Raw genomic sequence first — 26056 nt, forward strand, 5'->3', positions numbered from 1 at the left:
GGTAGGGCGCAGAATTCAAGGCTGGTGCAATCCCTGTGGGAGCGGGCGTGCCCGCGAAGCATTCAAAGGAGATTCAGCGGGTAACTCACGATCAGCCGGTTCTCGTCAAAGGCGTTGGTACTGAAGTCCCGGCGCATGGTGGAGTTGCGCCATTTCACCGACAGGTCCTTCAAGCTCCCCGACTGCACCACATAGGCCAGTTCGGTCTCGCGAGCCCATTCCTTGCCATCATCCACGCTGCCCACGGTGACGTTTTCACCCTTGATGTAGCGGTTCATCAGGGTCAGCCCAGGCACGCCAACGGTAGCGAAGTTGAAGTCATGGCGCACTTGCCAGGAACGCTCCTTGGCATTGTCGAAGCTGGAGTTGTAGCTGTCGTTGGCCAGAGTGCCGCCGCTGGTACCGTTGACCCGCATCCAGGCGTCGTCGCCGCTGACCTTTTGCAGGCCGACGTAGAAGGTGTGGCCCTGGTAACGCGCCGAAAGCATGGCCGAGGCGGTGCGGTTATCCAGCTTGCCGGCGCGCTCTGCGCCGTCTTCCTTGCCGATGAAGTAGCCCAGGTTGGCGCCCAGGGTCCAGTCGCCCAGCGGCTGGCTGTGCGTCAGGTTGAGGTATTGCTGACGGTAGATGTCCTTGAGCTGGGCATCCCACAGGCCGATCATGGTGCGCTTGTCGTTGAAGGTGTACTCACCACCGCCGAAGTTGAAACGATCGGAGGTGAACGCGCCTTTGCCGTTCATCGACATGTCTTCCATGCTGGCGTCGTTGCGCGGGCTGTTACCGCGGAACTGCCCGGCGTACAGCGTCAGGCCGGCAATTTCCTTGGAGGTCAACTGGCCACCACGGAAGGTTTGCGGCAGCGAGCGGCCATCGTCCGAGCGCAGGATGGGCAGTACCGGCATCCATTCACCGACTTTCAGCTCGGTTTCGGACAACTTGGCTTTCAGTGCCACACCCAGGCGGCCGAAGTCATCGGCCGGGCGGCCGTCGTCATGCACGGGCAGCAGGTGTGTGTTGGTGGTGCCTTTGCCGCCGTCGAGCTTGACCGAGTACAGGCCCAGCACGTCCACCCCGAAACCGACGGTGCCTTGGGTGAAGCCGGAGCGGGCGTCAAGAATGAAGCTTTGCGTCCATTCTTCGGCCTTGCCCTGCGGGTTGGCCGGGTCGACGAAATTGCGATTGATATAGAAGTTGCGCAGGTTGAGGGTGGCCTTGGCGTCTTCCATGAAACCACCTTCGTTGGCGGCGAAGACGGGGAGGGCGCAGGACATGGCCAACAGGCCGGGCAGCAGCTGGCGTGCGGGTTGCAAAGTGCTCATCTGTCGTGGATCTCTTGTTTTTATGGGGCGAGCCGGTGCACTGCTGGATCAAGCCTGCAGGTGCGGGTCTTTTTTTTGATGAACTTGGGCAACGTTGCGTAAGCGGATGTTGCGGGGTAGTGCGGGGGTGAGGCAATTCGCCGCAAACGGAACGGGGCGATAATCGAACGGAATGTTCCAGCTGGTTAATTGTTTTGCTTTGACAGACGTTTCGCGGCGGTTCGATGCCTCGATGAACCCTTGCCTACGAGCCCTGCACTGGCAGCGACAAACAAAAAGCCCACCGTAAAGGTGGGCTCGATGCTGCTACAAACTCAATCAGCCTTTCGGTGCTTGCACCGATGCCTGCTGGTTGGCCTGCCCGGTCTGCTCATACCAGCCACCGCCGAGCGCCTTGTACAGATTGACCTCGCTGGTCAGCTGCGAAAGGCGGTCGGTAATCAGCGACTGTTGGGCGCTGAACAGGTTGCGCTGGGCGTCGAGGAAGGTCAGGTTGCTGTCGATCCCGATGCGGTAACGGCGCTCAGCCAGGCGGTAGTAATCCTGGTTCGCCTGCACCAGGTCGCGCTGGGCCTGCAGCTGCTCTTCGAAGGTCTTGCGCGCCGCCAGGCCATCGGAGACTTCCTGGAAGGCGGTCTGGATGGTTTTTTCGTACTTGGCGACGTTTATGTCCTTCTGGATCTTCGAGTAGTCCAGGCTGGCCTTCAGGCTGCCGGCGTTGAAGATCGGCAGGTTGATCTGCGGCTGGAACAGCCAGGTGCCTTGGCCACCGGCGAACAGGTGACCCATGTCGGGGCTCAGGCTGCCAGCGTTGGCGGTCAGGCTGATGCTCGGGAAGAACGCTGCACGGGCGGCACCAATGTTGGCATTGGCGGCCTTGAGCAGGTGCTCGGCTTCCTGGATGTCCGGGCGACGCTGGAGGATGTCCGACGGCAGGCCGGCCGGCACTTCGGCCAGCTGGTCGGCGTTGAGCTCCAGCGGCTTCGCCAGGTTGGCAGGAACGCCGGTACCCAGCAGCACGGTCAGGCTGTTGACGTCCTGGGCGACCAGGCGCTGGTACTGCGAGTACTTGACCCGGGCGCCTTCCACAGCGGTGCGCGCCTGGCTGACGTCGAGGGCAGAAGCCACGCCGACTTCATTGCTGCGACGGGTGAGGTTGTAGCTTTGCTCGTAGGTCTTCAGCGTTTCTTCGGTCAGCTTGAACAGGGCCTGGTCGGCCTGCCAGGTGTAGTAGGCGTTGGCCACGCTGGCCACCAGGGCGATTTGCGTGGAGCGACGCGCCTGCTCGCTGGACAGGTAGGTTTCCAGCGCCTGCTCGGTCAGGCTGCGCACACGGCCGAACAGGTCCAGCTCATAAGCGCTGACGCCCAAGGTGGCCGAGTACTGGCTGGTGATGCCAGATTCGCCGGTTTGCGACATGTTCGCCGGTACGCGTTGGCGGCTGCCGCTGCCGGTGGCCGAAACCGCCGGGAACAGGTCGGCACGCTGGATGCGGTACTGCGCGCGGTAAGCGTCGAGGTTCAGCGCCGCGACGCGCAGGTCGCGGTTGTTGACCAGCGAAGTCTGGATCAGCTGTTGCAGTGCCGGGTCGTGGAAGAACTGGCGCCAGCCCTGTTCGGCGGCAGCAACGTCTGCCGATTGCGTCGGCGAGTACGCAGGGCCTTGCGGCCACTGCGCTGCCACCGGCGCTTCCGGGGTCTGGTAGTCAGGGATCAGCGAGCAGCCGCCAAGAATGAAAGCGGTTACCGCCAGGGACAACAAAGACTTGGTCATTGCCCAGCCTCATAACGTGGAGTTTCAGGGGTGGCGTCTTTTTCCGGCTCTTTGCTGCCGAACAGCGACGACACTGCGACGAAGAACAGTGGTACCCAGAAGATAGCAAGCACGGTCGCACTGATCATGCCGCCGATCACGCCAGTACCAATGGCGTGCTGGCTGCCGGCGCCGGCGCCGCTGGCGATGGTCAACGGTACCACGCCGAGGATGAACGCCAGCGAGGTCATGATGATCGGGCGCAGACGCATGCGGCACGCTTCGATCGCTGCGTCGTACAGGCTGCGGCCTTGCTCGTGCAGTTCCTTGGCGAACTCGACGATCAAAATGGCGTTTTTCGCCGCCAGACCGATGGTGGTCAACAGGCCGACCAGGAAGTACGTGTCGTTGGACAGCCCGCGCAGGCTGGTGGCGATCAGTGCACCGATGATACCCAGCGGTACTACCAGCACGACGGCGATCGGGATCGACCAGCTTTCATACAGTGCAGCCAGGCACAGGAACACGAACAGCACAGAGAGGGCGAACAGTGCCGGCATCTGCGAGCCGGAGAGTTTTTCCTCGTAAGACATGCCGGTCCAGGAGAAGCCGATACCGTCCGGCAACTCGCCCGCGATGCGTTCCACCTCGGCCATGGCATCACCGGTACTGTAGCCCGGGGCCGGAGCACCCAGGATTTCCATCGCCTCTACGCCGTTGTACCGGGACAGCTTGGGCGAACCGTACGTCCACTCGCCTTTGGCGAACGACGAGAACGGGACCATTTCGCCTGCACCGTTGCGCACGTACCACTTCTGCAGGTCTTCCGGGCTCATCCGCGCGTTTGGTTCGCCCTGGATGTACACCTTCTTGACTCGGCCACGGTCGATGAAGTCGTTGACATAGCTGGCACCCAGCGCAATCGACAGGGTGTTGTTGATGTCGGCAATGGTCACGCCCAGGGCGCTTGCACGTTCGTCATCGATAGTCAGCTGGTACTGCGGCTCATCGTTCAGGCCGTTCGGGCGCACGGCGCTGAGCACCTTGCTTTGTGCGGCCTTTGCCAGGAACTGGTTGCGCGCTTCCATGAGTTTGGCATGGCCGACACCACCGCGGTCCTGCAGGAACACGTCGAAGCCGGTAGCATTACCCAGTTCGAGTACCGCAGGCGGCGCGAAGGCGAACACCATTGCGTCGCGGAAGGTGAAGAAGTGCTTCTGGGCACGTTCGGCCAGGGCGAACACACTGTTTTCCTTGGAGCGTTCACCCCACGGCTTGAGCATGATGAACGCCATGCCCGAGCTCTGGCCGCGGCCGGCGAAGTTGAAGCCGTTGACAGTGAACACCGATGCCACGGTGTCGGCCTCTTCCTTCAACAGGTACTCACGCATCTGGTCAACCACAACCTGCGTACGTTCGGCACTGGAGCCGGCCGGGGTCTGTACCTGGGCAAACAGTACGCCCTGGTCTTCTTCCGGGAGGAAAGCAGTAGGGATGCGGGTGAACAGCCAGATCATGCCGACCACGATCAGCGCGTAGCCGAGCAGGAACGGTACCTTGTTGCGCAGGATCGTGCCCACGCTGCGCTCGTAGCCGTTCACGCTGCGGTCGAAGTTGCGGTTGAACCAGCCAAAGAACCCGCCTTTGGCAGTGTGGTGCTCACCTTTCTTCAGCGGCTTGAGCATGGTGGCGCACAGTGCCGGGGTGAAGATAAGCGCTACCAGCACCGAGAGGCCCATGGCCGACACGATGGTGATGGAGAACTGCCGGTAGATCACACCTGTGGAACCACCGAAGAACGCCATGGGCAGCAGTACCGCCGACAGTACCAGGGCAATACCCACCAGGGCGCCCTGGATCTGTTCCATCGAACGTTTGGTCGCCTCCTTGGGCGGTAACCCTTCCTCGGACATGACCCGTTCGACGTTCTCCACCACGACGATGGCGTCGTCCACCAGCAAGCCGATGGCCAGGACCATGGCGAACATGGTCAGGGTGTTGATACTGAAGCCTGCGGCGGCAAGGATGCCGAACGTACCCAGCAACACCACCGGTACGGTCATGGTGGTGATGATGGTGGCGCGGAAGTTCTGCAGGAACAGGTACATCACCAGGAACACCAGGACCACGGCTTCGATCAGGGTGTGGATCACACCGCTGATCGATTCGGTGACCACCGGGGTGGTGTCGTACGGGAATACCGCTTTCACGCCAGGCGGGAAGAACGGTTCCAGGCCTTTGATGGTCTCGCGCAGTGCCTTGGCGGTGTCCAGCGCGTTGGCGCCGGTAGCCAGTTTTACGGCCAGGCCGGAAGCCGGCTTGCCGTTGAACTGGGCGCTGACCGCGTAGTTTTCACCGCCCAGGCCCACTTGCGCGACGTCACCCAGTCGTACCTGGGAGCCATCCTTGTTGACCTTGAGCAGGATCTTCTCGAACTGCTCGGCGGTTTGCAGGCGGGTCTTGCCGATGATGGTGGCGTTCAGCTGGGTACCAGGCAGGGCTGGCAGGCCGCCGAGCTGGCCGGACGAAACCTGCACGTTCTGGGCGGCCACGGCGGTCTTGACGTCGACCGGGGTCAGCTGGAACTTGTTCAGCTTGGCCGGATCGAGCCAGATACGCATGGCGTACTGCGCACCGAACACCTGGAAGTCACCCACACCCGCAGTACGCGAGATCGGGTCCTGCATGTTGGAGACGATGTAGTTGGCCAGGTCGTCCTTGGTCATGCTGCCGTCTTCGGACACCAGGCCGATCACCAGCAGGAAGTTTTTCACTGCCTTGGTGACGCGGATACCTTGCTGCTGCACTTCCTGCGGCAGCAATGGGGTGGCCAGGTTCAGCTTGTTCTGTACCTGGACCTGGGCGGTGTCGGGGTTGGTGCCTTGTTCGAAGGTGGCAGTAATGGTCATGCTGCCGTCGGAGTTGCTTTCCGACGACACATAACGCAGGTTGTCGATACCGTTGAGCTGCTGCTCGATCACCTGCACCACGGTGTCCTGCACGGTTTGCGCCGAGGCGCCCGGGTAGGTCACGGCGATGGCGATGGCCGGCGGCGCGATGCTGGGGTACTGGTTGATAGGCAGCTTCAGGATCGACAAGGCGCCGACCAGCATGATCACCAAGGCGATCACCCAGGCGAAGATCGGGCGATCGATAAAGAACTTCGACATGGTTTACTCCGCTTTGGCGTCTGCTTTCGCCGCGTTGGCCTGATCAGGGCTGCCCGGCTTCTTGACGTTGGTGGCTTCGCTGACCTTGACCTCGACGCCCGGGCGCACGTACTGCAGCCCTTCGGTGATCAGGCGGTCGCCTGGGTTGAGGCCTTCCTCGATCAGCCAGTCGCTGCCCAGGGTACGGCTGGCCTTCAGCTGGCGCAGTTCGACCTTGTTCTCCTGGTTGACCACCAGGGCGGTTGGGGCGCCTTTGAGGTCGCGCGTCACGCCCTGTTGCGGTGCCAGGATGGCTTGGCTGTTGACCCCGGCCTTGAGCCGCGCATGCACGAACATGCCTGGCAGCAGGGTGTGGTCCGGGTTGGGGAAGATGGCACGCAGGGTCACCGAGCCGGTGGTCTCGTCGACCGCCACTTCGGAAAACTCCAGGCGACCTTCCTGCTTGAACAGGCTGCCGTCTTCCAGCACCAGCTGAACCGATGCGGTGTTGGCGCCAGACTTCTGCAGTTGGCCGCTTTCCAGTTCACGGCGCAGCTTCAGCAGCTCGGCGGTGGACTGGGTGACGTCGACGTAGATCGGGTCGAGCTGCTGGATGGTGGCCATGGCGTTGGTCTGGCCATTGCTCACCAGCGCGCCTTCGGTAAACGACGAGCGGCCGATGCGACCACTGATGGGCGCCAGCACCTTGGTGTAGCGCAGGTCGATCTGGGCGCTTTTGAGCGAGGCATCGGCCTGCAATCGTTTGGCATTGGCGTCGTCGTATTCCTGCTTGGACACCGCCTGTTCGTCGATCAGCTGCTTGTAGCGCTCGGCCAGGGAGCGAGTAGCTTGCAAGTTGGCCTGGGCGTTGGCCAGGTTGGCTTCGTACACGGCAGGGTCGATCTGGTACAGCTGCTGGCCTTCCTTCACCTCACTGCCTTCCTTGAACAGGCGCTTGAGGATGATGCCGTTGACCTGCGGGCGCACTTCGGCGACCCGGTAGGCACTGGTACGCCCCGGCAGTTCCGAGGTCAGGGTGAAGGCTTGCGGCTGAAGGGTAACCACGCCGACCTGAGGAGCCTGCGCCGCTGGCGCTGCTTCTTCTTTCTTACAGCCACTGAGCAGGGTTGCCAGGGCGACGGCGGAAACCAGAGCGGTAACGGCTGGCTTGAATTGCATGAGGATCCTCGGGTCGCTGGAGCAGGGAGACGCTCAAGAGTAATGGAAGAGATCTTGATCTGGAAAAATTGCTATCCGGTGGATAAATAGCTTGCTAAGGAATATACTTACATTCATGGTTGTTTGTAAATACCGCTGGGTTGTACTCAGGTACTGCCACAGCTCTTGATTAGCTCATCCGCGAGGTTCCCTGCAGAGGAGCCCCGGAGCGTCCCCCGCACGCGCCGCGCGTTCGGGCCAGATGAGGTTGTACTGCCATGGTCCGTCGAACCAAAGAAGAAGCCCAGGAAACCCGCGCCCAGATCATCGAGGCGGCGGAAAAGGCCTTCTACAAGCGCGGGGTTGCGCGAACCACCCTGGCCGACATCGCCGAGCTGGCGGGTGTGACGCGCGGGGCGATCTACTGGCATTTCAACAACAAGGCAGAGCTGGTGCAGGCGTTGCTCGACAGCCTGCACGAAACCCATGACCACTTGGCGCGGGCGAGTGAAAGCGAGGACGAAGTCGACCCGCTTGGCTGCATGCGCAAGCTGCTGTTGCAAGTGTTCAACGAGCTTGTGCTCGATGCCCGAACCCGGCGTATCAATGAAATCCTGCATCACAAGTGCGAGTTCACCGATGACATGTGTGAAATTCGCCAGCAGCGCCAAGGCGCAGTGCTGGATTGCCACAAGGGCATTGCCCTGGCGTTGGCCAATGCCGTGCGCCGGGGCCAGTTGCCTGGCGAGCTGGACGTGGAGCGCGCGGCGGTGGCCATGTTTGCCTATGTCGATGGCCTGATCGGGCGCTGGTTGTTGCTGCCGGACAGTGTCGATCTGTTGGGTGATGTCGAAAAATGGGTCGACACCGGGCTGGATATGCTGCGCTTGAGCCCGGCGCTGCGCAAATGACACTTTGTGAAGGATTGTGAGGGAGTGTTTCCCGTCTGTATTAAGAGAGGATTAATACTTCCGGGGTGCCCTGAACGAAGCACAGGAACAGCGCACCCTTCAGCGGCCGCGTAATTGCCGGTCGGGCAGCGCAAATGCCGCAAACACCCCCAGCACCGCAACCAGCGCACTCCCCATCAGCAAATGCCGGAACGTCTCCGTCAACCGGCCCTGCGTCACCAGGTCCACCTCCCCGGCCTTCAGGCTCCCCAGCAATGGATTCCCCAGCATTTCGAACCCGCCTTGGTGCAGCAGCGCCAGCAGCAGGCTGGACATGCAGGCCACGCCCATCGCCCCGCCCAGCGAACGGAACAGGTTGGTGGTGCTGGTGGCCACCCCGATGTCCTTGCTGTCCACCGCGCTTTGCGTGCCCACCAGCGATGTCGGGAACTGCAACCCGCAGGCAATGCCGGTCAGCAGCATGAACAATGCACTGAGCCACCCAGACTGCGGCGGGGTCAGCGCCATGGCAAAAATGGCCACTGGCATCAGCAGTGCGCCCGCCAGAATCTGCGGCTTGTAGCGCCCGGTGCGGCTGGTCATGCGCCCGCCGGTGAAGGCGCCCAGGGGCAGCCCCATCGCCAGTGGCAGCAGGTGCAGGGCGGCGCTGTCGGCACCGGCGCCGGTGATGCCCTGGTAGCGCAACGGCATGAGCATGGTCAGCGAAATCGACTGGAAGCTGGCGAAAAAGATCACGCCCCAGCACAGCACCGCCACCCGGTTGCCGAACAGGCCCAAGGGCAGCAGCGGCTCCGGGCAGCGGCGCTCATGAATGATGAACAGCGCCAGGCCAAGCACGGCGCAGGCGAACAGGGCCACTACGGCCGGGTCAACCCAGGCGTGGCCCTGGCCAACCAGGGTGATGCCCAGTAACAGGCTGCCCAGGCCGAGGATCAGCAGCACGGCGCCGAGGTAGTCCACCTGTGCCTCGCGGCGCTGCGCCGGCATGCCGCCCAGGGCCCGGTGGATCGCCCACAAGGCAACCAGCCCCAGCGGCAGGTTGATCCAGAACACCCAGCGCCATGACAGGTACTCGGTCAACCATCCTCCCAGCACCGGCCCGGCGACACTCGCCACTGCATACATGCTGCTGAAATAGCCCTGGTAGCGGCCGCGTTCACGCGGGGGCACGAAGTCGCCGATGATTGCCTGGCTGACCGAAACCATGCCGCCCGCGCCAATGCCCTGCAGTACCCGGGCCAGCACCAGTTGCTGCATGTCCTGGGCCAGGGCGCAGGCGATCGAGGCCAGGGTGAACAGGCTGATGCCGGTCAGGATCATCCGCCGCCGCCCGTAGAGGTCACCCAGCTTGCCGTAAATCGGCACGGCCACGGTCATGGCCACCATGTAGCCGGAGATGACCCACGCCAGCAGGCCGACATCGTTGAACTGAGCCGAGATCGCGGGCAGCGAAACGGCGACGATGGTCTGGTCCAGTGCGCCGAGGAAGATCGCCAGCATCAGGGCGGTCAGCACATTGCGCAGTGTGGTGGGGGGCAGGGCGGCGGTCACGGGAATACCTTGTTTGTCTGTGGCGGCCTCTTCGCGGGCAAGTCGGATTGTAACCTGAGTTAGGTAGCTTCCTATGTACTATCTGCATCCCCTATGCCGAATCGGCATTGGCGCATTCATCCAGTGCAGCATGGCTGCGTGATATCGTTGGTATGCCACAGGGGCTGAAATCCGGGGCTTGCACCAGCTTGGTGCAACAATATGCCGCAGGTTTTTCAGCCCGCTGTCTCCCACACCTTTTATTCCTCTGCCTGCATGTCGAGCATGACCGCCCAGATGGCGACGGTTGGAACAGGTCAGGTAGACCCGATTACAGGGGTCGGTAGTTACCGTTCAAATTTCAACTTATTTGCGGAGTGATCATGCCCAAGGCTTCCCATCAAGATCTGCGTTTTGCCTTCCGCGAACTGCTCGCTTCAGGTTCCTGTTACCACACGGCATCGGTGTTCGACCCGATGTCGGCACGCATTGCCGCAGACCTGGGCTTCGAGGTCGGCATCCTGGGGGGGTCTGTCGCTTCGTTGCAGGTACTGGCCGCGCCGGACTTCGCCCTGATTACCCTCAGCGAGTTCGTCGAGCAGGCCACCCGTATTGGCCGGGTAGCGCAATTGCCCGTGCTGGCTGATGCCGACCACGGCTACGGCAACGCGCTGAACGTGATGCGCACGGTGATCGAACTGGAGCGCGCCGGCGTGGCCGGGCTGACCATCGAGGACACCTTGCTGCCTGCCCAGTTCGGGCGCAAGTCCACTGACCTGATCCCGGTCGAGGAAGGCGTTGGCAAGATTCGTGCGGCGCTGGAGGCACGGGTCGATTCGTCGTTGTCGATCATCGCCCGCACCAACGCTGGCGTGCTCACCACCGAAGAAATCATCGTGCGCACCCAGAGCTACCAGAAGGCCGGTGCCGATGGCATCTGCATGGTGGGCGTGAAGGACTTCGAGCAGCTCGAGCAGATTGCCGAGCACCTGACGGTGCCGCTGATGCTGGTCACCTATGGCAACCCCAACCTGCATGACGATGAACGCCTGGCGCGCCTGGGTGTGCGTATCGCAGTCGACGGCCATGGCGCCTACTTCGCTGCGATCAAGGCCACTTACGATTGCCTGCGCTTGCAGCGTGGCAAGCAGAACAAGTCGGAAAACCTGAGCGCCACCGAACTCTCGCACACCTACACCCAGCCCGAGGATTACATCCGCTGGGCCAAGGAATACATGAGCGTCGAAGAGTGACCGGCAGGGCGCCGTCAACTCAACGGACGGCGCTCAAGGTTGCAGTGTGAGGCACGCAATGTGCCTGCTCGCAGCTGGCTGCGGCGCTGGGCTGGCTGCGTAGCAGCTCGGCGCGCCAGCAGGCAGAACCGTACAGCCCTGCGACGGCCGTCAGGGCCATGACGAGGGCGACTCTTCTGGACTTGATGCCCATGGTACTCACCTCCTGTTACAGCGCTAGGTGATACCTTCCAGCTTAGGCCAATTCAAGCGTCACAGATGCCGATCCCACTCCGGTTCGTCCTTGAACCGCTGCACCAGAAAATCCAGCATGCTGCGCAAGGTCGCCGGCATGTGCTTGCGCGACGTATAAACCGCATTCAGGTTCAGTGTACGCGGCTGCGCTTCGGGTAGGAGGCGCACCAGTTCGCCCCTGCGCAGGGCGTCGGCGGTCTGGTAGCTCGGCAGCATGGCGATGCCAGCGCCGGCCAGTGCCGCCTTCTGCAATGTCATTGCTTCGTTGGCGCTGATGTTTCCCGCGACCGGTACGGCGACCGGCTGGCCGGCTACCTCGAACTGCCAAAGGCTATGGCCGAAATAGGCATGGGTCAGGCAGTTGTGCCGGCTCAGGTCCTCGACCCGTTGCGGCACGCCGTGCTCGCTCAGGTAGGCCGGGGACGCGCACACCACCGAGCGGCACACGCTCAGGCGCCGGGCGATCAGGTTGGGGTCCAGCTCGTTGCTGGTGCGGATGGCCAGGTCGATGCGTTCATCCACCAGGTTGACGGTGCGGTCGAGCATTTGCAGTTCCACCTTCACCCCAGGATAGCGCCGCACATAGGCAGCCACCGCGTCCACCAGCTGCGCCTGGCCGAACGAGGTGCTGACGCTGATGCGCAGCGCGCCTTTTGGCGCGTCATCCGGCTGCTGCACTGCGGCCTGCAGGTCGCCGGCCAGTTCCAGTAGTTGCCGGCAGCGGGGCAGGGTTTCCTGGCCGGCTGCGGTGAGGCTGAGTTTGCGAGTGGTGCGCTGCATGAGCCGCGCGCCAACCCAGTCCTCCAGCTCTGCCAGGTAACGCGACACCACGGGGCGAGACAGCTGCAGATGGTCTGCCGCTGCTGACTGGCTGCCCAGGTCGACGACGGTGACGAAAACGCGCATGGCGTTGAGACGGTCCATGATTTGCCCGGTTTTAGAAACAAACTATGTTCGAGCATCGCATTTTTTGCAACGGATCGGGCAACTAAGCTGCTGGGCATCGTTCAACTGAAGGCCTTGCCCATGTCCCTGTTCACCCCCCTGCGTGGCCTGCTACTGGCCTGCGTGACCCTGGCCGGCCCGGCGCTGGCTGCCGAACCGTTGCAACTGGACGTCTACAACCCCGGGCACGCGGCCATTTTCCCGGTCAGCTCGGTGATTGTCAGTGGCGAGCACGATGCCGTGCTGGTCGATGCCCAGTTCGGCAAGGCCCAGGCCCAGCAACTGGTGCAGCGCCTGCAGGCTGGCGGCAAACACCTGACCACCATCTACATCAGTCACGGCGACCCGGACTATTACTTTGGCCTGGACACCCTGACCCAGGCCTTCCCCGACGCCAAGGTGCTGGCCTCTGCCGCCACGGTTGCACATATCCGCCAGACCATGGATGCCAAGCTGGCGTACTGGGGGCCGCAGATGGGGGCAGACAAACCGGCGCGACTGGTGGTGCCGCAGGTGCTCGAAGGCCAGCGCCTGACACTGGAAGGGCAAGCCCTCGACGTGGTTGGCCTGGACGGCCCGCAGCCAGACCGCAGCTTCGTGTGGATCCCGTCAATCAAGGCGGTGGTGGGTGGCGTGGTGGTGGCCGAGAACATTCATGTGTGGATGGCCGATACTCAATCGGCCAAGTCCCACGCCGACTGGCTTGGCACATTGGCGCATATCGAAGCGCTGGGGCCACGCACGGTCATCCCTGGGCACTACCTGGGAGACAGCAGCCGTTCACTGAAAGCTGTTCGCTTCACTGCAGACTACATTCGTGGGTTCGATGCTGAAACCGCCAAGGCGAAAGACGCCAACGCGCTGATCGAGGCCATGAAGCAGCGTTACCCGGGCCTGGCCGATGAAAGCTCGCTGGAGCTCGGGGCCAAGGTCGCCAAGGGCGAGATGAAGTGGTAATTCCGTTCAATTGATGGAGAGTGTTCCCATGAGCAAGATCGCAATCATCGGTGCCACTGGCCGCGCTGGTAGCCAGTTGCTGGAAGAAGCCCTGCGCCGTGGCCACAGTGTGCTGGCCATCGCCCGCGACCCTTCGCCACTGCAGGGGCGTGAAGGGGTGACCGTCAAGGCGCTGGATGCCAAGGACAGTGCCGCCCTGCAAGCGGCGGTAACGGGTGTGGACGTAGTGGTGAGCGCGGCGCATTTCTCGACCATCGAGCCGCATGCCATCATCGAGCCGGTCAAGCGGGCCGGGGTAAAGCGCCTGCTGGTGGTGGGGGGTGCCGGCAGCTTGTTGCTGCCGTCGGGGCATCGGGTGATCGACAGCCCGGACTTCCCGGAAGCCTACAAGGCCGAGGCCACGGCCGGGGTGCGTTTTCTGGAAGCGTTGCAGCGCGACCCGAACCTGGACTGGACCTTCCTCTCGCCGTCGGCGGAGTTTGTTGAAGGTGAGCGCAGCGGGCGCTACAAAGTGGGCAAGGATCATCTGCTGATCGGTGCGGATGGCAAAAGCTGGATCACCTTTGCCGACTATGCGATTGCCATGCTCGACGAGCTGGAAAAGCCGGCGCATTCGCGGCAGCGGTTTACCGTCGGGTATTGAGTCGCCTGCTTCGCGGGCATGCCCGCTCCCACAGGTACAGCACAGACTCCGAGGCCCTGGCTGTACCTGTGGGAGCGGGCGCGCCCGCGAAGAGACCCTTATTGGCTAGCCTGGCTCTCCAGCCAGTCCAGTAACTCCACCAACCCCGGCGGCAAGCTTCTGGCCTGGCTCACCAGGTAATACCCTTTCCCGGTCACCACCTTCAGCGCAAACGGCATGCACAGCCGCCCCCCGCGCAAGTCATCGCCAATCAGCGACCAGTCGCCGATGGCCACGCCTGTCCCCTGCGAGGCCATGGCCATCGCCATGTCCAGTGTCTCGAAATGCTGCTTCGGCCCATGAGTGGCCAACGTCACCCCAGCGGCCTGTAGCCACAATTGCCAGTCATGTTCATCCCGCGAGGGGTGCAGTAGCATGTGTCGCGCCAGGTCTTCCACCTGGCGCAACGGTATCGGCCCCTCACGCAGCGAGGGGGCGCACACTGGCGTAAGTTGTTCATCGAACAGCTTGCGCACCTGCAGCCCGTGGTTCGGCGCATCGCCGTAGACCACCGCCGCATCGAAGCCCTCGCGACGAAAATCCACCCCATGCTGCACCGTGGTGGTCAATTCCACCGGTACATCCGGGCGCAGTGCCTGCCATTCCATCAGGCGCGGTAGCAGCCAGCGCATCACGCACGTCGGGGCCTTGAGCTGCAAGGTCGTGCTGCGCCCACCCACTTCACGCACGCCTTGCTCGATGAGCGCGAACACCTGCTGCACCCGAGGCAGCCAGTCCTGCCCTTCACGGGTCAGGCTAAGCCCGCGGGCCTGGCGCTGGAACAGGGCATAACCCAGGTGCTCTTCGAGGGCGGCGATCTGGCGGCTGACGGCGCCTTGGGTGATGTGCAGCTGTTGCCCTGCACGGGTGAAGTTGCAGTGCTGGGCGGTGACCAGAAAGGTGTGCAGGGCGGGCAGGGGCGGGAGGCGTTTCATCGCACTAAGCCATGATGACAGGACATGGCTAGTATGTGTTTTTTTGCATTGTGGCGATAGCCGTGGCTTGGGTCCAATAAGGGCATACTCCAACAAGATTCATGGTGAAACCCGATGGCAACCTGCGGCGAAGTACTGGTCAATCTCCTTGAAGGCTATGGCGTCGACCATGTCTTCGGCATTCCCGGTGTACATACCGTTGAGCTCTACCGTGGCCTGGCGGGCTCGTCCATTCGCCACATCACCCCGCGCCATGAGCAGGGTGCAGGGTTCATGGCTGACGGCTATGCGCGCACCCGTGGCAAACCTGGGGTTTGCTTCATCATTACCGGCCCTGGCATGACCAATATCACCACTGCCATGGGCCAGGCGTATGCCGACTCGATCCCGATGCTGGTGATTTCCAGTGTGCAGTCCCGTGATCAGCTGGGCGGTGGCCGCGGCAAGCTGCACGAACTGCCCAACCAGTCGGCGCTGGTGTCGGGAGTGGCGGCGTTTTCTCACACCTTGATGAGTGCTGCAGACCTGCCGCAGGTGCTGGCGCGGGCATTTGCCGTGTTCGAGAGCGCCCGGCCACGCCCGGTGCATATCGAAATCCCGCTGGACGTGCTGGTCGAACCGGCCGACTTCCTGCTGCCGGGCCGCCCGGTGCGTGGCAGCCGGGCAGGGGCAGCGCCGCAGGCCGTGGCACAGATGGCCGAGCGCCTGGCAGGTGCCAAGCGGCCGTTGATCCTGGCGGGCGGTGGCGCGTTGGCCGCGGGTGCTGCGCTGGCGCGCCTGGCCGAACACCTTCAGGCCCCGGTGGCCCTGACCATCAATGCCAAGGGTTTGCTCCCGGCCAGCCACCCGCTGCAGATCGGTTCGACCCAGTCACTGCCGGCTACTCGAGAGCTGGTGGCTGAAGCGGACGTGGTGCTGGCGATCGGTACCGAACTGGCTGAAACCGATTATGACGTGACCTTCAAGGGTGGCTTCGAGATCCCGGGTCGCCTGCTGCGCATCGATATCGATCCGGACCAGACCGTGCGTAACTACCTGCCGGAGCTGGCGCTGGTAGCCGATGCCGAGCTGGCCGCCGAGGCATTGCTCGCTGCCTTGCAGGCCCAGCCGCAACCTGTGCGCGAAAGCACCTGGGGTGTGGCTCGCGTGTCCAACCTGCGCCAGGCACTCGCGGCAGGTTGGGACCAGCCAACCCTGAGCCAGACGCGTCTGCTGAGCGCGATCCTGGAGCGACTGCCCAATGCCGTGCTGGTGGGCGATTCGACCCAGCCGGTGTACACCGGCAACCTGACCCTGGACATGCATCAGCCACGTCGCTGGTTCAATGCCTCAACCGGCTACGGCACCCTGGGTTATGCGCTGCCTGCGGCCATGGGCGCGTGGTTGGGGAGTGCGGAGCAAATCGGCCAGCGCGCGCCTGCGGTGTGCCTGATTGGTGACGGCGGCTTGCAGTTCACCCTGCCGGAGCTGGCCAGTGCGGTGGAGGCGCAGGTGCCGCTGATCGTGCTGCTGTGGAATAACCAGGGGTACGAGGAGATCAAGAAGTACATGGTCAACCGGGCGATCGAGCCGGTCGGGGTAGATATCCATACCCCGGACTTCATCGGCGTGGCGCGGGCGCTGGGGGCTGCGGCGGAGCATGTGACCGACGTGAAGCAGCTGCAGGCGGCGCTGGGGCAGGCGGTGGAGCGCAAGGGGCCGACCTTGATCCAGGTTGACCAGAATCAGTGGCAGGAAACCGTGGCGGGTTGAATTCAAGCTATTGCCTGTACTGGCCCTTTCGCGGGCAAGCCCGCGAAGAGGCCGGTACAGGAAAAACAGGACTCAGCCAGCAGTAGCCCGCAGCCGCGCCACATCCCGAATCGGTGGTGCGCCATACAGCCGGCTGTATTCACGGCTGAACTGCGACGGGCTTTCATACCCCACCCTGTAGGCTGCCACCGCCGCCTCTAGCCCGTCGTTGAGCATCAACCGCCGCGCCTCCTGCAGGCGCAGCTGCTTCTGGTACTGCAACGGGCTCATCGACGTCACGGCCTTGAAGCGATGGTGCAAGGTCGAAGTGCTGAGGTTGACCTCCCGGGCCAGGTCCTCGATGCGCAGGGGCAACTGGTAGTTGTTGTTGAGCCAGGTAATGGCCTGGCACACCCGGTGAGTCTGGCTGTTGGCCAAGGCAATTTCATACAGCCGGCAACCCTGCGGCCCACGCAGCAGGCGATAGAGAATCTCGCGGCGGAACAGTGGCGCGAGCATGGCGATGTCGCGCGGGGTATCCAGCAGGCGTAGCAGCCGCAGCAAGGCGTCGAGCAATGCGGCATCGGTCCTTTCCACATACAAACCACGGCCTGAAGGCCGGTTGGGTACCAGCATCGGCCCGCTCTCGGCGATCAGCTGGCTGATCTCGGCCGGGTCCAGGTCCATGCGCAGGCCCAGGCTGGGGTTTTCCGGGCTGGCGTCGAGCCTCACCCCGCTCAGCGGCAAGGTCACCGACACCACCATGTAGTGCAGGGGGTCGTAGGCGTACTGCTCGTCACCAAGGAACAGGCTTTTGCTGCCCTGGGCAAGGATGCACAGCGCCGGTTGCGCCAGGGTCGGCACCGAGCGCACGTTCTCGGTGTAGCGCACCAGATACAGGTCATCGATGGCCGATGCGGGACCATGGGGGTCGCCGGCATGGCGGCGGATCAGCTCGGCCAGTTCCAGGCGCTGCAGTTCCAGGGTCGGGTCGATGGACGTGACGGTGGTCATGATGGCTTTCCTCTGCTGACCGACGCAGCATAGGTTTGGGCAAAGAGGGGCGCTAGTCGAAAGCTGCACGTCGCTTGCCTGATCCTGCCGCGCAGCAGGATCAGGCAATCGGCGAGCAGTAATGGCCTAACGCGGCGCGCGGGTGAGCCCCTAACCTTGGCAGCCTGGCTTTTTCGTCCGCCTGCTTCAAGGAGATTGTGCAATGACCCTAAAACAACCGGTCACCCATCTTGCTTTCATCCGTGCCAGCAGCGGGCGCTCGGCAGAACTGGGCGCGCGCCTGCGCGACCTGCTCGAGCCCTCGCTGCGTGCGCCGGGCTGCCTGAGCTTCACGGTACAGCGCTCCCAGGCCGATGCCGACCTGTGGTTGCTCAGTGGCAGCTGGCAGGATCAGCAGGCGATGAGTGGCTACTTTGCTTCGCCGACACTGGATGTGTTTGGCGAGCTGGTGCAGGCACAGGTGGTCAGCAGCCTGGACTTGCACACCTTCGATTGAGGGTGGATGAGGTAAAGTAGCGCCCTTGTTCAACCACGCGGATAGCAACATGGCACGTAGGGAATTCACTCATTTCGAAGCGGTATCGGCGATGGTGCCGGTGGAAGGTGGCGGCTACAACGCGGCCATTGCGGTCAAGGCCTTGGCCATGGGCGGCGCGCCGCGCTTTCACAAGGTCCTGGACGGGCAGGTGTTCAAGGGCGCCGTGGCCGCCGACGAAGCGGCCACGGCCGAGCTGCAGCGCCTGCAAGGCGTCAGCGAAGAGGGTGAACTGATCTGGTGATCAGGCCGGCGGGCGTCCCATCTTGAACAGGTTGCCCAGCTCGAAATAGTCCGCCGGGCCACCGCCACGCAGGATCGGTTCGGCGGCCGCGGTATCGTAGATGCCGTTTTTCAGCAGGTGCTCGGCAATGTGCACCGCCACCACCTCACCGAGGATCAGCCAGCTGGGCACCAGTGCCTGGTCGGCCCGCTTGAGCTGGACGATCTGGCTGACCTTGCACTCGAACGCCACCGGGGTTTCGCCTACGCGGGGCACGCTGACGATGCTCGACGGCGTGGCGGTAAGGCCGCTCAACTCGAACTCGCTCACCTGGGCAGCAACCGGCGCGCAGCTCTGGTTCATCTGCTCGGCCAGTGGGCGGGTGGCCAGGTTCCAGACGAATTCGCCGGTCTGCTCGATGTTGTTCAGGCTGTCTTTGCGCCCGACGCTGCAGAAACCGATGATCGGCGGGATGTAGTTGAAGGCGTTGAAGAAGCTGTAGGGCGCCAGGTTCAGGCGGCCTTCGCGGTCATGCGAGGAAATCCAGCCGATAGGGCGGGGGCCGACGATGGCGTTGAACGGGTCGTGGGGCAGGCCGTGGCCTTTGGCAGGTTCGTAGTAATACATCTGTGCTGGGCTTGTTGGCCCTACCTCCTGGTGGACAAGGTGCCTAGTGTGCCAAGCCTGTGCTCGCCTGCAAATGATCAAGCCCGGCCGAAGCCGGGCTGGGTGCTCGCATCAGGTATCAGCTGATGCGGTGGGCGTTGGTGCGGTCGAAGCCGTCTTCAGCAAAGCGCTGGCCGCCGGTGCGGTCGAAGCCGTCTTCAGCAAAGCGCTGGCCGTTGGTGCGGTCGAAACCGTCTTCAGCAAAGCGCTGGCCGTTGGTGCGGTCGAAACCGTCTTCAGCGAAACGTTGGCCTCCGGTGCGGTCAAAGCCGTCTTCAGCGTAGCTGGCGGACTGGGTTTGAGCCGCAGCAAAGGTGTGAGCGCTGGTACGGTCGAAGCCATCTTCGGCGAAGGCGCCAGCTGCGAAAACCGAGAGGGCCAGGGTGAGGATCAGTTTGTTTTTCATGGTCGTTGCTCCGGGGTTCGAGAAGTTGTTTGTTTCTATGGGTTTAATCCTACGCCGATTTATTTGATTAAAAAGCGCAAAAAATAGCGTTTAAAAATCGAGTAAATCGATGTGTTTGGGCAGGCTTCGCGTGGGTCAGGCAGCGGTGTCAGTCAGTAGCCGCAAGCCCTCGCGTCGTCGTTTTGTCAGCCATTGCAGCTTGAAGGTCGGGAATTAATGGGGCGTTAACAGCGAATTGTCTTGTTTCAAAGTCCGCTCCACGCTTTTTTCATACATCGCCAACCGATTTTTCAGACGCTGCTCAGCACCATCGCCGCACCTCAAACTGGAGCGGCAAAACAATGAACAAACTCCCGCAAATCACCTTGGCCTTCTGGGTCATGATCGGCAGCGCCATCGCATTGGTGGTCGTGGCCCGTTACTGGACGCGCATCCCCGGCGTGGTGTTGTTCTGGGTGGCGTTCGTGCTCACCCGCCCGTTTGGCGCCACCTTGGGCGACTTCCTCACCAAGCCACATGAAAAGGGCGGCCTGGACTTCGGCACAATCGGTTCGTCGGCCGTGCTGGGCGGGGTGCTGCTGGTGCTCGTGCTGATGGCCACCTGGTACCAGCGCCGTGAGCCGCGTCAGGCGTTGGAGATGTCCTGAGTGTTGATGCGATAGCGGGTACTGCGGCCCCCGCCTGGCAGGCGAACCAGGCAAGCCTTGTCGAGCAGGTCGGTAAGGTGGCGGGTCGCAGTGGCCTTGGAAACCTTCGCCACTGCCTGGTACTGCGTGGCGCTGATGCCCTTCTCGAAACCGCGGGGGCCGCCATCAAGCAACCTGTTGAGCACCTTGACCTGTTCAGGCAGCAAGCCATCTGCGCGATGCGCCTGCCAGAACCTGGCCTTGGCCAGTATCCGGTCGATGTTTGCCAGTGCCTGTTCGAGGCTGCGCAGCAATGTGGCAAGGAACCAGGACAACCAGCGGGTGATATCCAGGTCGCCTTTCTGGCTGCTCTCCATGACCTGGTAATAGCCGGCCCTGTCCTCGAGGATGCTGGCGGACATGGCATAGAAGCGAATGGCCTGGCGCTCAGCTTGGGCCAGCGCCAGGTCGGTGATCGCCCGGGTCAGCCGACCATTGCCATCATCGAACGGGTGCAGCGTGACAAACCAGAAGTGCGCAATACCGGCGCGTAACAGCGGATCCAGACCAGCGATATCGAGGCTGTTGGCAAACCAGTCGAGAAACGCCGCGAGCTGTGTTTCAAGACCCTCGCGCGGTGGTGCCTGGAAATGCACGGTGGGCTTGTCGAGACGGCCGGAGATCACCTGCATGGGCACTTCATCACGTAACCGGCCGACCAGTACCGCCTTGCTCAAGGCGCCTTGTACTTCCGGGAATAGCCACTGGTGCCAAGTGAACAGGCGTTGCAGGGTCAGTGGTCGGTCATACCCTTGTGTTGCATCCAGCATCAGTTCCGCCAGCCCTTCACTGCGGGCACTGGTAGCTCCCGGTTCATCCATGCCCAGCCGACGGGCAAGAGAAGAGCGCACCGAGCCCACATTCAGCTGTTCACCTTCGATTGCCGAGGAGGTGACGATGTTCTGCAGCAGCGTATCCAGCATGTTCTGGCACTCGCTGAGCCCATCGATGCTGCCGATCTTGCCCAGCAGACGACCTTGCATGCTGATGCAGTTGCGCAGGAGCGGGGCAATGGCTTCGTTTTGCCAGGTAAATTGGGGCCAGGCTGGTTGCTGCCAGATCCACAAAGGGCTGTTCATGATTGTGCCGATCCATCCTGTGAGCCGAATAGGCCGGCTATTCGGCTCATTGGGTGAGCCGAATAATAGCGCTATTCGGCTCAACCTGTGAGCCGAATAATCCCGCTAATCGGCTCACAGGTTGTCGTGCGTCATGAAAAAGGGGGCGCCCATGTAATGGAGCGCCCCCTTTCAGTGTTGCCAACCAGCGTCAGTCAGTAGTAATCCGCGAGTGTTGCTTGGTGTCCTTCATGGTCGCGTAAACCAACAGCGAGCAGGCGATACAGGCGGTGACGTACCAGTAGAAGCCGCTTTCCATGCCTGCGCTCTTGAACCACAAGGCCACGTACTCGGCGGTGCCGCCGAAGATCGACACGGTCAGGGCGTACGGCAGGCCCACGCCCAGGGCGCGAATTTCGGTTGGGAACAGCTCTGCCTTGACCACGGCGTTGATCGAGGTGTAGCCGCTGACGATGATCAGCGCCGCCATGATCAGGAAGAATGCGCCCCACCAGGTCTGGATGGTGTGCAGGGTGCTGAGGATCGGTACGGTGAACAGAGTGCCGAGCACACCGAAGGCGATCAGGATCGGACGTCGGCCGATCTTGTCCGACAGGCCACCGATCACCGGCTGCAGGCACATGAACAGGAACAGTGTAGCGGCCGAGATGGTGGTCGAGTCGCTGATGCTCATGCCCACGGTGTTGACCAGGTACTTCTGCATGTAGGTGGTGTAGGTGTAGAAGGCCAGGGTGCCGCCCATGGTCAGGCCGACCACGGTCATCAGTTCCTTGGGGTGGCGCAGCAGGGTGCGCATCAGGCTTTCCTTGGCCTTTTCCTTCTTGGTGAACGAGGCGGTTTCTTCCATGCCGCGACGCAGGTACAGGGCCACCACTGCGCACAGTGCACCGATCACGAACGGCACGCGCCAGCCCCAGGCATACAGCTGCTCTGTGGTCAGGGTCTGCTGCAGGACAATCAGTACCGCCAGGGCGATGAGCTGGCCGGAGATCAGGGTCACGTACTGGAAGCTGGAGAAGAAGCCACGGCGTTCCTTGCTGGCCATTTCGCTGAGGTAGGTGGCCGAGGTGCCGTACTCGCCACCCACCGACAAGCCTTGTAGCAGGCGGGCGATGACCAGCAGGATCGGTGCGGCGACGCCGATGGTTTCGTAGCCCGGGGTCAGGGCAATGACCAGCGAGCCTGCGCACATCAGCAGTACCGAGGCCATCAGCGCGGCCTTGCGGCCTTTGCGGTCGGCGTACAGGCCCATCAGCCAGCCGCCGATCGGGCGCATGAGGAAGCCCACGGCGAAGATCGCGGCGGTATTGAGCAATTGTGCGGTGGAATCACCGGCCGGGAAAAAGGCCTTTGCGAAGTACAGCGAGAATGCGGCGTAGACGTACCAGTCGTACCATTCGACCATGTTGCCGATGGACCCGCTGAAGATCGACTTCAGGCGGCTGGCGGTGGTTTTTTCCGCGGCGGGCGCAGTGGCCGCCCCGGCGGGCAGGGAGGTGGCGTTATCCATCAGGGATACCTTCTCGTTGTTTTTGTGGAGCGCGCCGTGGCGCAGCTTGCCAAGGCGGTTGCAGAAGGTGTGCCAAATGGGTGCAGGCTGATTCATTTGAGGGCAGAACCGCGTGATAGCTGGCCTGTAGGAGCGGCCTTGCGCCGCGAAGGGCTGCGAAGCAGCCCCATGATCGTTCTGAAATAAGCGGATTTTTGCCTATCAGCGATTGCAGGTAAGCGGAAATCCGCTCATTCGCGCCCGACAAAATCCTCGCGCACCAGCCCATGCCGCTGCATCTTTTCGTTAAGCGTACGCCGCGGCAACTGCAACGCCTCCATCACCGACTTGATCTCGCCCCCATGCTGGCGCAAGGCTGCGCGCAGGCATTGCGCCTCGAACGCTTCCATCTGTTCGCCCAGCGACTGCCCGGCAGGTGCCACTTCGATGTTCGGCGAACTCAGCCCCAGCGCATGGCGTTCCGCCGCATTGGCCAGCTCACGTACGTTGCCCGGCCAGTCATGGGACAGCAGCTGTGCCAGTTGTGCGCCCGACAGCAGCGGGGCGGCACGGCCCAGCTTTTCGCCTGCAGCGCGGGCAAAGTGCTCGAACAGCAGAGGAATGTCTTCACGCCGCTCACGCAGCGGCGCCAGGCGCAACTCGGCCACATTCAGGCGATAGGCAAGGTCTTCGCGAAAGCGCCCGGCGCGGGCCTCTTCGAGCAGGTCGGGCTTGGTCGCGGCAATGACACGCAGGTCGACGCTGATGCTCTGGTTGGCACCCAGGCGCTCCAGCTTCTGCTCCTGGATCACGCGTAACAGCTTGGCCTGCTGCGCCAGCGGCATGCTCTCGATTTCGTCGAGAAACACCGTGCCACCGTTGGCGTACTCCAGCTTGCCGATGCGCTTGCCCTGGGCGCCGGTGAAGGCGCCGCTTTCGTGGCCAAACAGCTCGGCCTCGAACAGCGACTCGGGAATGGCCGCGCAGTTGAGTGCGACGAAGGGTTTACCGGCGCGAGGGCCAAAATCGTGCAGGCAGCGGGCCACGCGCTCCTTGCCACTGCCGGTTTCGCCACGGATCAGCACATTGACCGGCAGGCTGGCCAGCTCCAGTACTTGTCGGCGCAGCTGTTGCAGGCCCTGCGACATGCCCAGCAGGGTGCCTTCCAGGCGTGACTTGAGGTCTGCCTGTTCGTGCAGCCGGCGGTTTTCCAGCACCAGCTGGCGCTTTTCCAGGGCCCGGCGCAGGCTGCCCAGCAAGTGCTGCGGGGTGAAGGGCTTTTCGAGAAAGTCGTAGGCACCGCTGCGCATGGCTTCCACTGCCATGGGCACGTCGCCGTGGCCAGTCAACAAGATGACGGGCAAGTCGGGGTCGTCCGCCTGCAGGCGTTCGAGCAATTGCAGGCCATCCATGCCCGGCATGCGCACATCGCTGATGATGACCCCGGGAAAGTGCTGCGGCAGGTGGGCCAGGCACTCTTCGGCGCGCGCGAACAGTTGCACGCTGAAGCCGGACAGGCTCAGCCATTGCTCGACCGCACTGCGGATACTGGGTTCATCATCGACGACGATCACTGAATTCAACATACAGGCTCCAGGTCACGGGGCAGGGTAAGGCTCAGGCGTGCACCACCGGGCAGGTTTTCGACCTGCAGCTGGCCACCGGCCTCGTGGACGATACCGTAGGAAATGGCCAGCCCCAGGCCCAGGCCTTCGCCCACCGGTTTGGTGGTGAAGAACGGGTCGAAGACTCTGGCCAGGTCGGCCTCGGCAATGCCGCCCCCCGAGTCCAGCACGCTTAGGCGCCACCGTTCGCCCTCGGGTTCGATGCGCACCTCCAGGCGTTTGTAGCGCTTGTCGGCCATGGCGTCGAGGGCATTGCGCAACAGGTTGATCAGCACTTGCTCCAGGCGAATGGCATCGCCGCGTACCCAGGCCGGGCGCGCCAGGTACAGGGCCACCTCTACCTCTTCGCTGCGAATGCGGGTTTCCAGCAGGTGCAGGGCCTGGTCGACCACGGTGGCCAGGTCGAGGCGCTCGCGCAGGCCGACCGGGCTGTTGCGGGCAAAGGTTTTCAGGTGGCTGGTGAGCGCGGCCATGCGCGTCAGCATCTGCTCCAGCGGCTCCAGGGCCTGGCGCGCCTCGTCATGGCGGCCATGGTCGAGCAGCAGGCGCAGGGTTTCCAGTTGCATGCGTTGGGTGGTCAGCGGCTGGTTGATTTCGTGGGCCATGGCGGCCGACATCTGCCCCAGCGCCGCCAGTTTGGCTGATTGCACCAGGCCCTCTTGAGCCGTGCGCAGTTCGCGAGTGCGTTCCTCGACCTGGCGCTTGAGCTCTTCGCGGCTGCGCTGGCGCAGACGGGCCAGGCGCAGGCGCTGGCTGACGAACAGGGCGGCGAACACCAGGCTCAGCCAAACGGCGGCGGCGCCCAAGGCGGCATTGCGGCCGTCGGCAGTGACCTGCGGTTTGCGCAGCAGGTGCAAAGTCCAGTTTTCGCCTTCCAGTGGCAGGCTTTCCCACAAGTATTCGGCGCTGCCCTCAGGGCCTTGCACGCGGCTCAGGGTGCTGTTGGCGGCAAAGCGCGTCAGCACCTGATGCTGCAACGGCACCAGCGGTTGTTTGTCGTACTGGCGGGTTTCGGCAAGCTCGGCACGGTCGGCACCACTGAGCGGCTGCAGCTCGCGGTAGCGCCAGCCGTCCTGGTTGGCGATGAAGGTGATGCCGCGGGCATCGCTCACCAGCAGGATGTCGCTGCCCTGGCGCCACTCGCGTTCAAGTTCCGGGAACTCCAGCTTCACCACCATGGCACCGAGGAAGCGGCCATGCTCGTCGTTCACCGCGCTGGCGAGGAAGTAGCCCGGCACGCCACTGGTCACGCCCACGGCGTAGAAGCGGCCACTGCCCTGGCTGCGGGTTTGCTTGAAATAGGGCCTGAAGCCGTAGTTGGAGCCGACATAGCTGCTGGGCAGCCGCCAGTTGCTGGCGGCGATGGCCAGGCCGGTGCGGTCGAGCAGTTCGAGGGTGGAGGAGTTTGCGGCGCCGTTGATGCGTTCAAGCTTGCGGTTCAGGGCGTCCTGCACCTCTTCGCTGGCCGGGCCACGCAGGGCGGCGATCAGCTCCGGGTCCAGCGCCAGCACGGCGGGCAGGGCGCGGTAGCGGTCGATCAGGGTGTGCAGGGTATTGGCGTACAGGCCCAACTGCTGGCTGGCACGCTGGGCGTCGTCTTCCATGGCCTGGCGCTTGGCCTGGTGCATGGCCCAACCAGCACTGAGGGCGGTACCCAGCACGATCAGCAGAGTGATCAGCCCCAGACGCAGGGCGCGAAAGGAAAAGGGCATCGGGGCGGATCCGGATGATTGTGATATCGGGGCCTGCCTCTTCGCGGGCAAGCCCGCGAAAAGGC

General features: G+C 63.0%; 21 protein-coding genes and 1 pseudogene. 8 read left to right on the forward strand and 14 right to left on the reverse strand.

From position 1 onward, the window contains the following. Positions 1 to 62: 62 nt before the first annotated feature. The 4 genes from SB756_RS12875 to ttgA all read right to left on the reverse strand — a co-directional run bounded on the left by SB756_RS12875 (position 63) and on the right by ttgA (position 7399). Positions 63 to 1319, reverse strand: a complete 1257-nt coding sequence (locus SB756_RS12875; protein WP_016498127.1) for an OprD family porin — start codon at positions 1317 to 1319, stop codon at positions 63 to 65. A gap of 318 nt (positions 1320 to 1637) precedes the next feature. Further along, positions 1638 to 3092, reverse strand: a complete 1455-nt coding sequence (locus SB756_RS12880) for an AdeC/AdeK/OprM family multidrug efflux complex outer membrane factor (protein WP_016498128.1) — start codon at positions 3090 to 3092, stop codon at positions 1638 to 1640. Further along, positions 3089 to 6241 carry a multidrug efflux RND transporter permease subunit TtgB gene (gene ttgB / locus SB756_RS12885; protein WP_410910920.1) on the reverse strand — a complete coding sequence of 1051 codons (3153 nt, stop codon included), beginning with the start codon at positions 6239 to 6241 and terminating at the stop codon, positions 3089 to 3091. The genes SB756_RS12880 and ttgB overlap by 4 nt, the downstream gene beginning before the upstream one ends. 3 nt (positions 6242 to 6244) lie before the next feature. Then, complete coding sequence (ttgA, locus tag SB756_RS12890) at positions 6245 to 7399, reverse strand: toluene efflux RND transporter periplasmic adaptor subunit TtgA (protein ID WP_341796671.1); 1155 nt, start codon at positions 7397 to 7399, stop codon at positions 6245 to 6247. 257 nt (positions 7400 to 7656) lie between these two features. On the opposite strand from ttgA, the gene ttgR reads away from it, so the two are divergent. Beyond that, complete coding sequence (ttgR, locus tag SB756_RS12895; RefSeq protein ID WP_016488872.1) at positions 7657 to 8289, forward strand: efflux transport transcriptional regulator TtgR; 633 nt, start codon at positions 7657 to 7659, stop codon at positions 8287 to 8289. Positions 8290 to 8388: 99 nt separating this feature from the next. Here ttgR and SB756_RS12900 read toward each other — a convergent pair whose 3' ends face one another. Then, positions 8389 to 9840 carry an MDR family MFS transporter gene (locus SB756_RS12900; protein WP_410910921.1) on the reverse strand — a complete coding sequence of 484 codons (1452 nt, stop codon included), beginning with the start codon at positions 9838 to 9840 and terminating at the stop codon, positions 8389 to 8391. A 362-nt stretch (positions 9841 to 10202) separates the two neighbouring features. Here SB756_RS12900 and SB756_RS12905 point away from each other — a divergent pair, with 362 nt between their 5' ends. After that, on the forward strand, positions 10203 to 11072 hold the full coding sequence (locus SB756_RS12905) for an oxaloacetate decarboxylase (RefSeq protein ID WP_016498133.1): 870 nt from the start codon (positions 10203 to 10205) through the stop codon (positions 11070 to 11072). A 252-nt stretch (positions 11073 to 11324) separates the two neighbouring features. Here the strand turns inward: SB756_RS12905 and SB756_RS12910 are convergent, their stop codons facing one another. Continuing rightward, on the reverse strand, positions 11325 to 12230 hold the full coding sequence (locus SB756_RS12910; RefSeq protein ID WP_341796669.1) for a LysR family transcriptional regulator: 906 nt from the start codon (positions 12228 to 12230) through the stop codon (positions 11325 to 11327). Between the two features lie 102 nt (positions 12231 to 12332). Between SB756_RS12910 and SB756_RS12915 the strand changes: the two genes are divergently transcribed. Continuing rightward, on the forward strand, positions 12333 to 13208 hold the full coding sequence (locus SB756_RS12915) for an MBL fold metallo-hydrolase (RefSeq protein ID WP_016498135.1): 876 nt from the start codon (positions 12333 to 12335) through the stop codon (positions 13206 to 13208). Between the two features lie 28 nt (positions 13209 to 13236). Continuing rightward, complete coding sequence (locus SB756_RS12920) at positions 13237 to 13851, forward strand: NAD(P)-dependent oxidoreductase (protein ID WP_341796668.1); 615 nt, start codon at positions 13237 to 13239, stop codon at positions 13849 to 13851. A 98-nt stretch (positions 13852 to 13949) separates the two neighbouring features. Here the strand turns inward: SB756_RS12920 and SB756_RS12925 are convergent, their stop codons facing one another. After that, positions 13950 to 14825, reverse strand: coding sequence for a LysR substrate-binding domain-containing protein (locus SB756_RS12925; protein WP_341796667.1), 876 nt, complete (start codon positions 14823 to 14825; stop codon positions 13950 to 13952). 114 nt (positions 14826 to 14939) lie between these two features. Between SB756_RS12925 and SB756_RS12930 the strand changes: the two genes are divergently transcribed. Beyond that, positions 14940 to 16577, forward strand: a complete 1638-nt coding sequence (locus SB756_RS12930; RefSeq protein ID WP_410910922.1) for a 5-guanidino-2-oxopentanoate decarboxylase — start codon at positions 14940 to 14942, stop codon at positions 16575 to 16577. Positions 16578 to 16649: 72 nt separating this feature from the next. On the opposite strand, the gene SB756_RS12935 is transcribed toward SB756_RS12930, so the two are convergent. Continuing rightward, positions 16650 to 17570, reverse strand: coding sequence for an AraC family transcriptional regulator (locus tag SB756_RS12935; protein WP_341796665.1), 921 nt, complete (start codon positions 17568 to 17570; stop codon positions 16650 to 16652). A 202-nt stretch (positions 17571 to 17772) separates the two neighbouring features. Here SB756_RS12935 and SB756_RS12940 point away from each other — a divergent pair, with 202 nt between their 5' ends. Together SB756_RS12940 and SB756_RS12945 are read left to right on the forward strand one after the other, a co-directional pair. Beyond that, positions 17773 to 18066, forward strand: coding sequence for a putative quinol monooxygenase (locus SB756_RS12940; RefSeq protein WP_049278214.1), 294 nt, complete (start codon positions 17773 to 17775; stop codon positions 18064 to 18066). A 49-nt stretch (positions 18067 to 18115) separates the two neighbouring features. Beyond that, the gene (locus SB756_RS12945; RefSeq protein WP_041167964.1) at positions 18116 to 18349 is read left to right on the forward strand and encodes a hypothetical protein; all 234 of its coding nucleotides are present in this window, start codon (positions 18116 to 18118) and stop codon (positions 18347 to 18349) included. On the opposite strand, the gene SB756_RS12950 is transcribed toward SB756_RS12945, so the two are convergent. Together SB756_RS12950 and SB756_RS12955 are read right to left on the reverse strand one after the other, a co-directional pair. Further along, positions 18350 to 18955, reverse strand: coding sequence for a flavin reductase family protein (locus SB756_RS12950; protein ID WP_341796664.1), 606 nt, complete (start codon positions 18953 to 18955; stop codon positions 18350 to 18352). A 118-nt stretch (positions 18956 to 19073) separates the two neighbouring features. Further along, the gene (locus SB756_RS12955) at positions 19074 to 19400 is read right to left on the reverse strand and encodes a hypothetical protein (protein WP_341796663.1); all 327 of its coding nucleotides are present in this window, start codon (positions 19398 to 19400) and stop codon (positions 19074 to 19076) included. A gap of 377 nt (positions 19401 to 19777) precedes the next feature. Here SB756_RS12955 and SB756_RS12960 point away from each other — a divergent pair. Beyond that, positions 19778 to 20047: pseudogene (locus SB756_RS12960) on the forward strand (hypothetical protein); the annotation flags it as partial. Here the strand turns inward: SB756_RS12960 and SB756_RS12965 are convergent. The 4 genes from SB756_RS12965 to SB756_RS12980 form a co-directional block, all read right to left on the reverse strand. Beyond that, a complete protein-coding gene (locus tag SB756_RS12965) occupies positions 20026 to 21165 on the reverse strand; it encodes a Fic family protein (RefSeq protein WP_410910923.1) in 1140 nt (379 codons plus the stop codon). The pseudogene SB756_RS12960 and the gene SB756_RS12965 sit on opposite strands and share 22 nt — an antisense overlap. A gap of 190 nt (positions 21166 to 21355) precedes the next feature. Beyond that, a complete protein-coding gene (locus tag SB756_RS12970; RefSeq protein ID WP_201205935.1) occupies positions 21356 to 22675 on the reverse strand; it encodes an MFS transporter in 1320 nt (439 codons plus the stop codon). Positions 22676 to 22905: 230 nt separating this feature from the next. Then, positions 22906 to 24240: a sigma-54-dependent transcriptional regulator gene (locus SB756_RS12975; protein ID WP_341796661.1), complete on the reverse strand. Its 1335-nt coding sequence runs from the start codon at positions 24238 to 24240 to the stop codon at positions 22906 to 22908. Next, positions 24234 to 25991: an ATP-binding protein gene (locus tag SB756_RS12980; RefSeq protein WP_410910924.1), complete on the reverse strand. Its 1758-nt coding sequence runs from the start codon at positions 25989 to 25991 to the stop codon at positions 24234 to 24236. Before SB756_RS12980 ends, SB756_RS12975 begins: the two co-directional genes overlap by 7 nt. Positions 25992 to 26056 lie beyond the last annotated feature (65 nt).

It is taken from the genome of Pseudomonas sp. SIMBA_068 (assembly GCF_046534705.1).
GTDB classification, from domain to species: domain Bacteria; phylum Pseudomonadota; class Gammaproteobacteria; order Pseudomonadales; family Pseudomonadaceae; genus Aquipseudomonas; species Aquipseudomonas putida.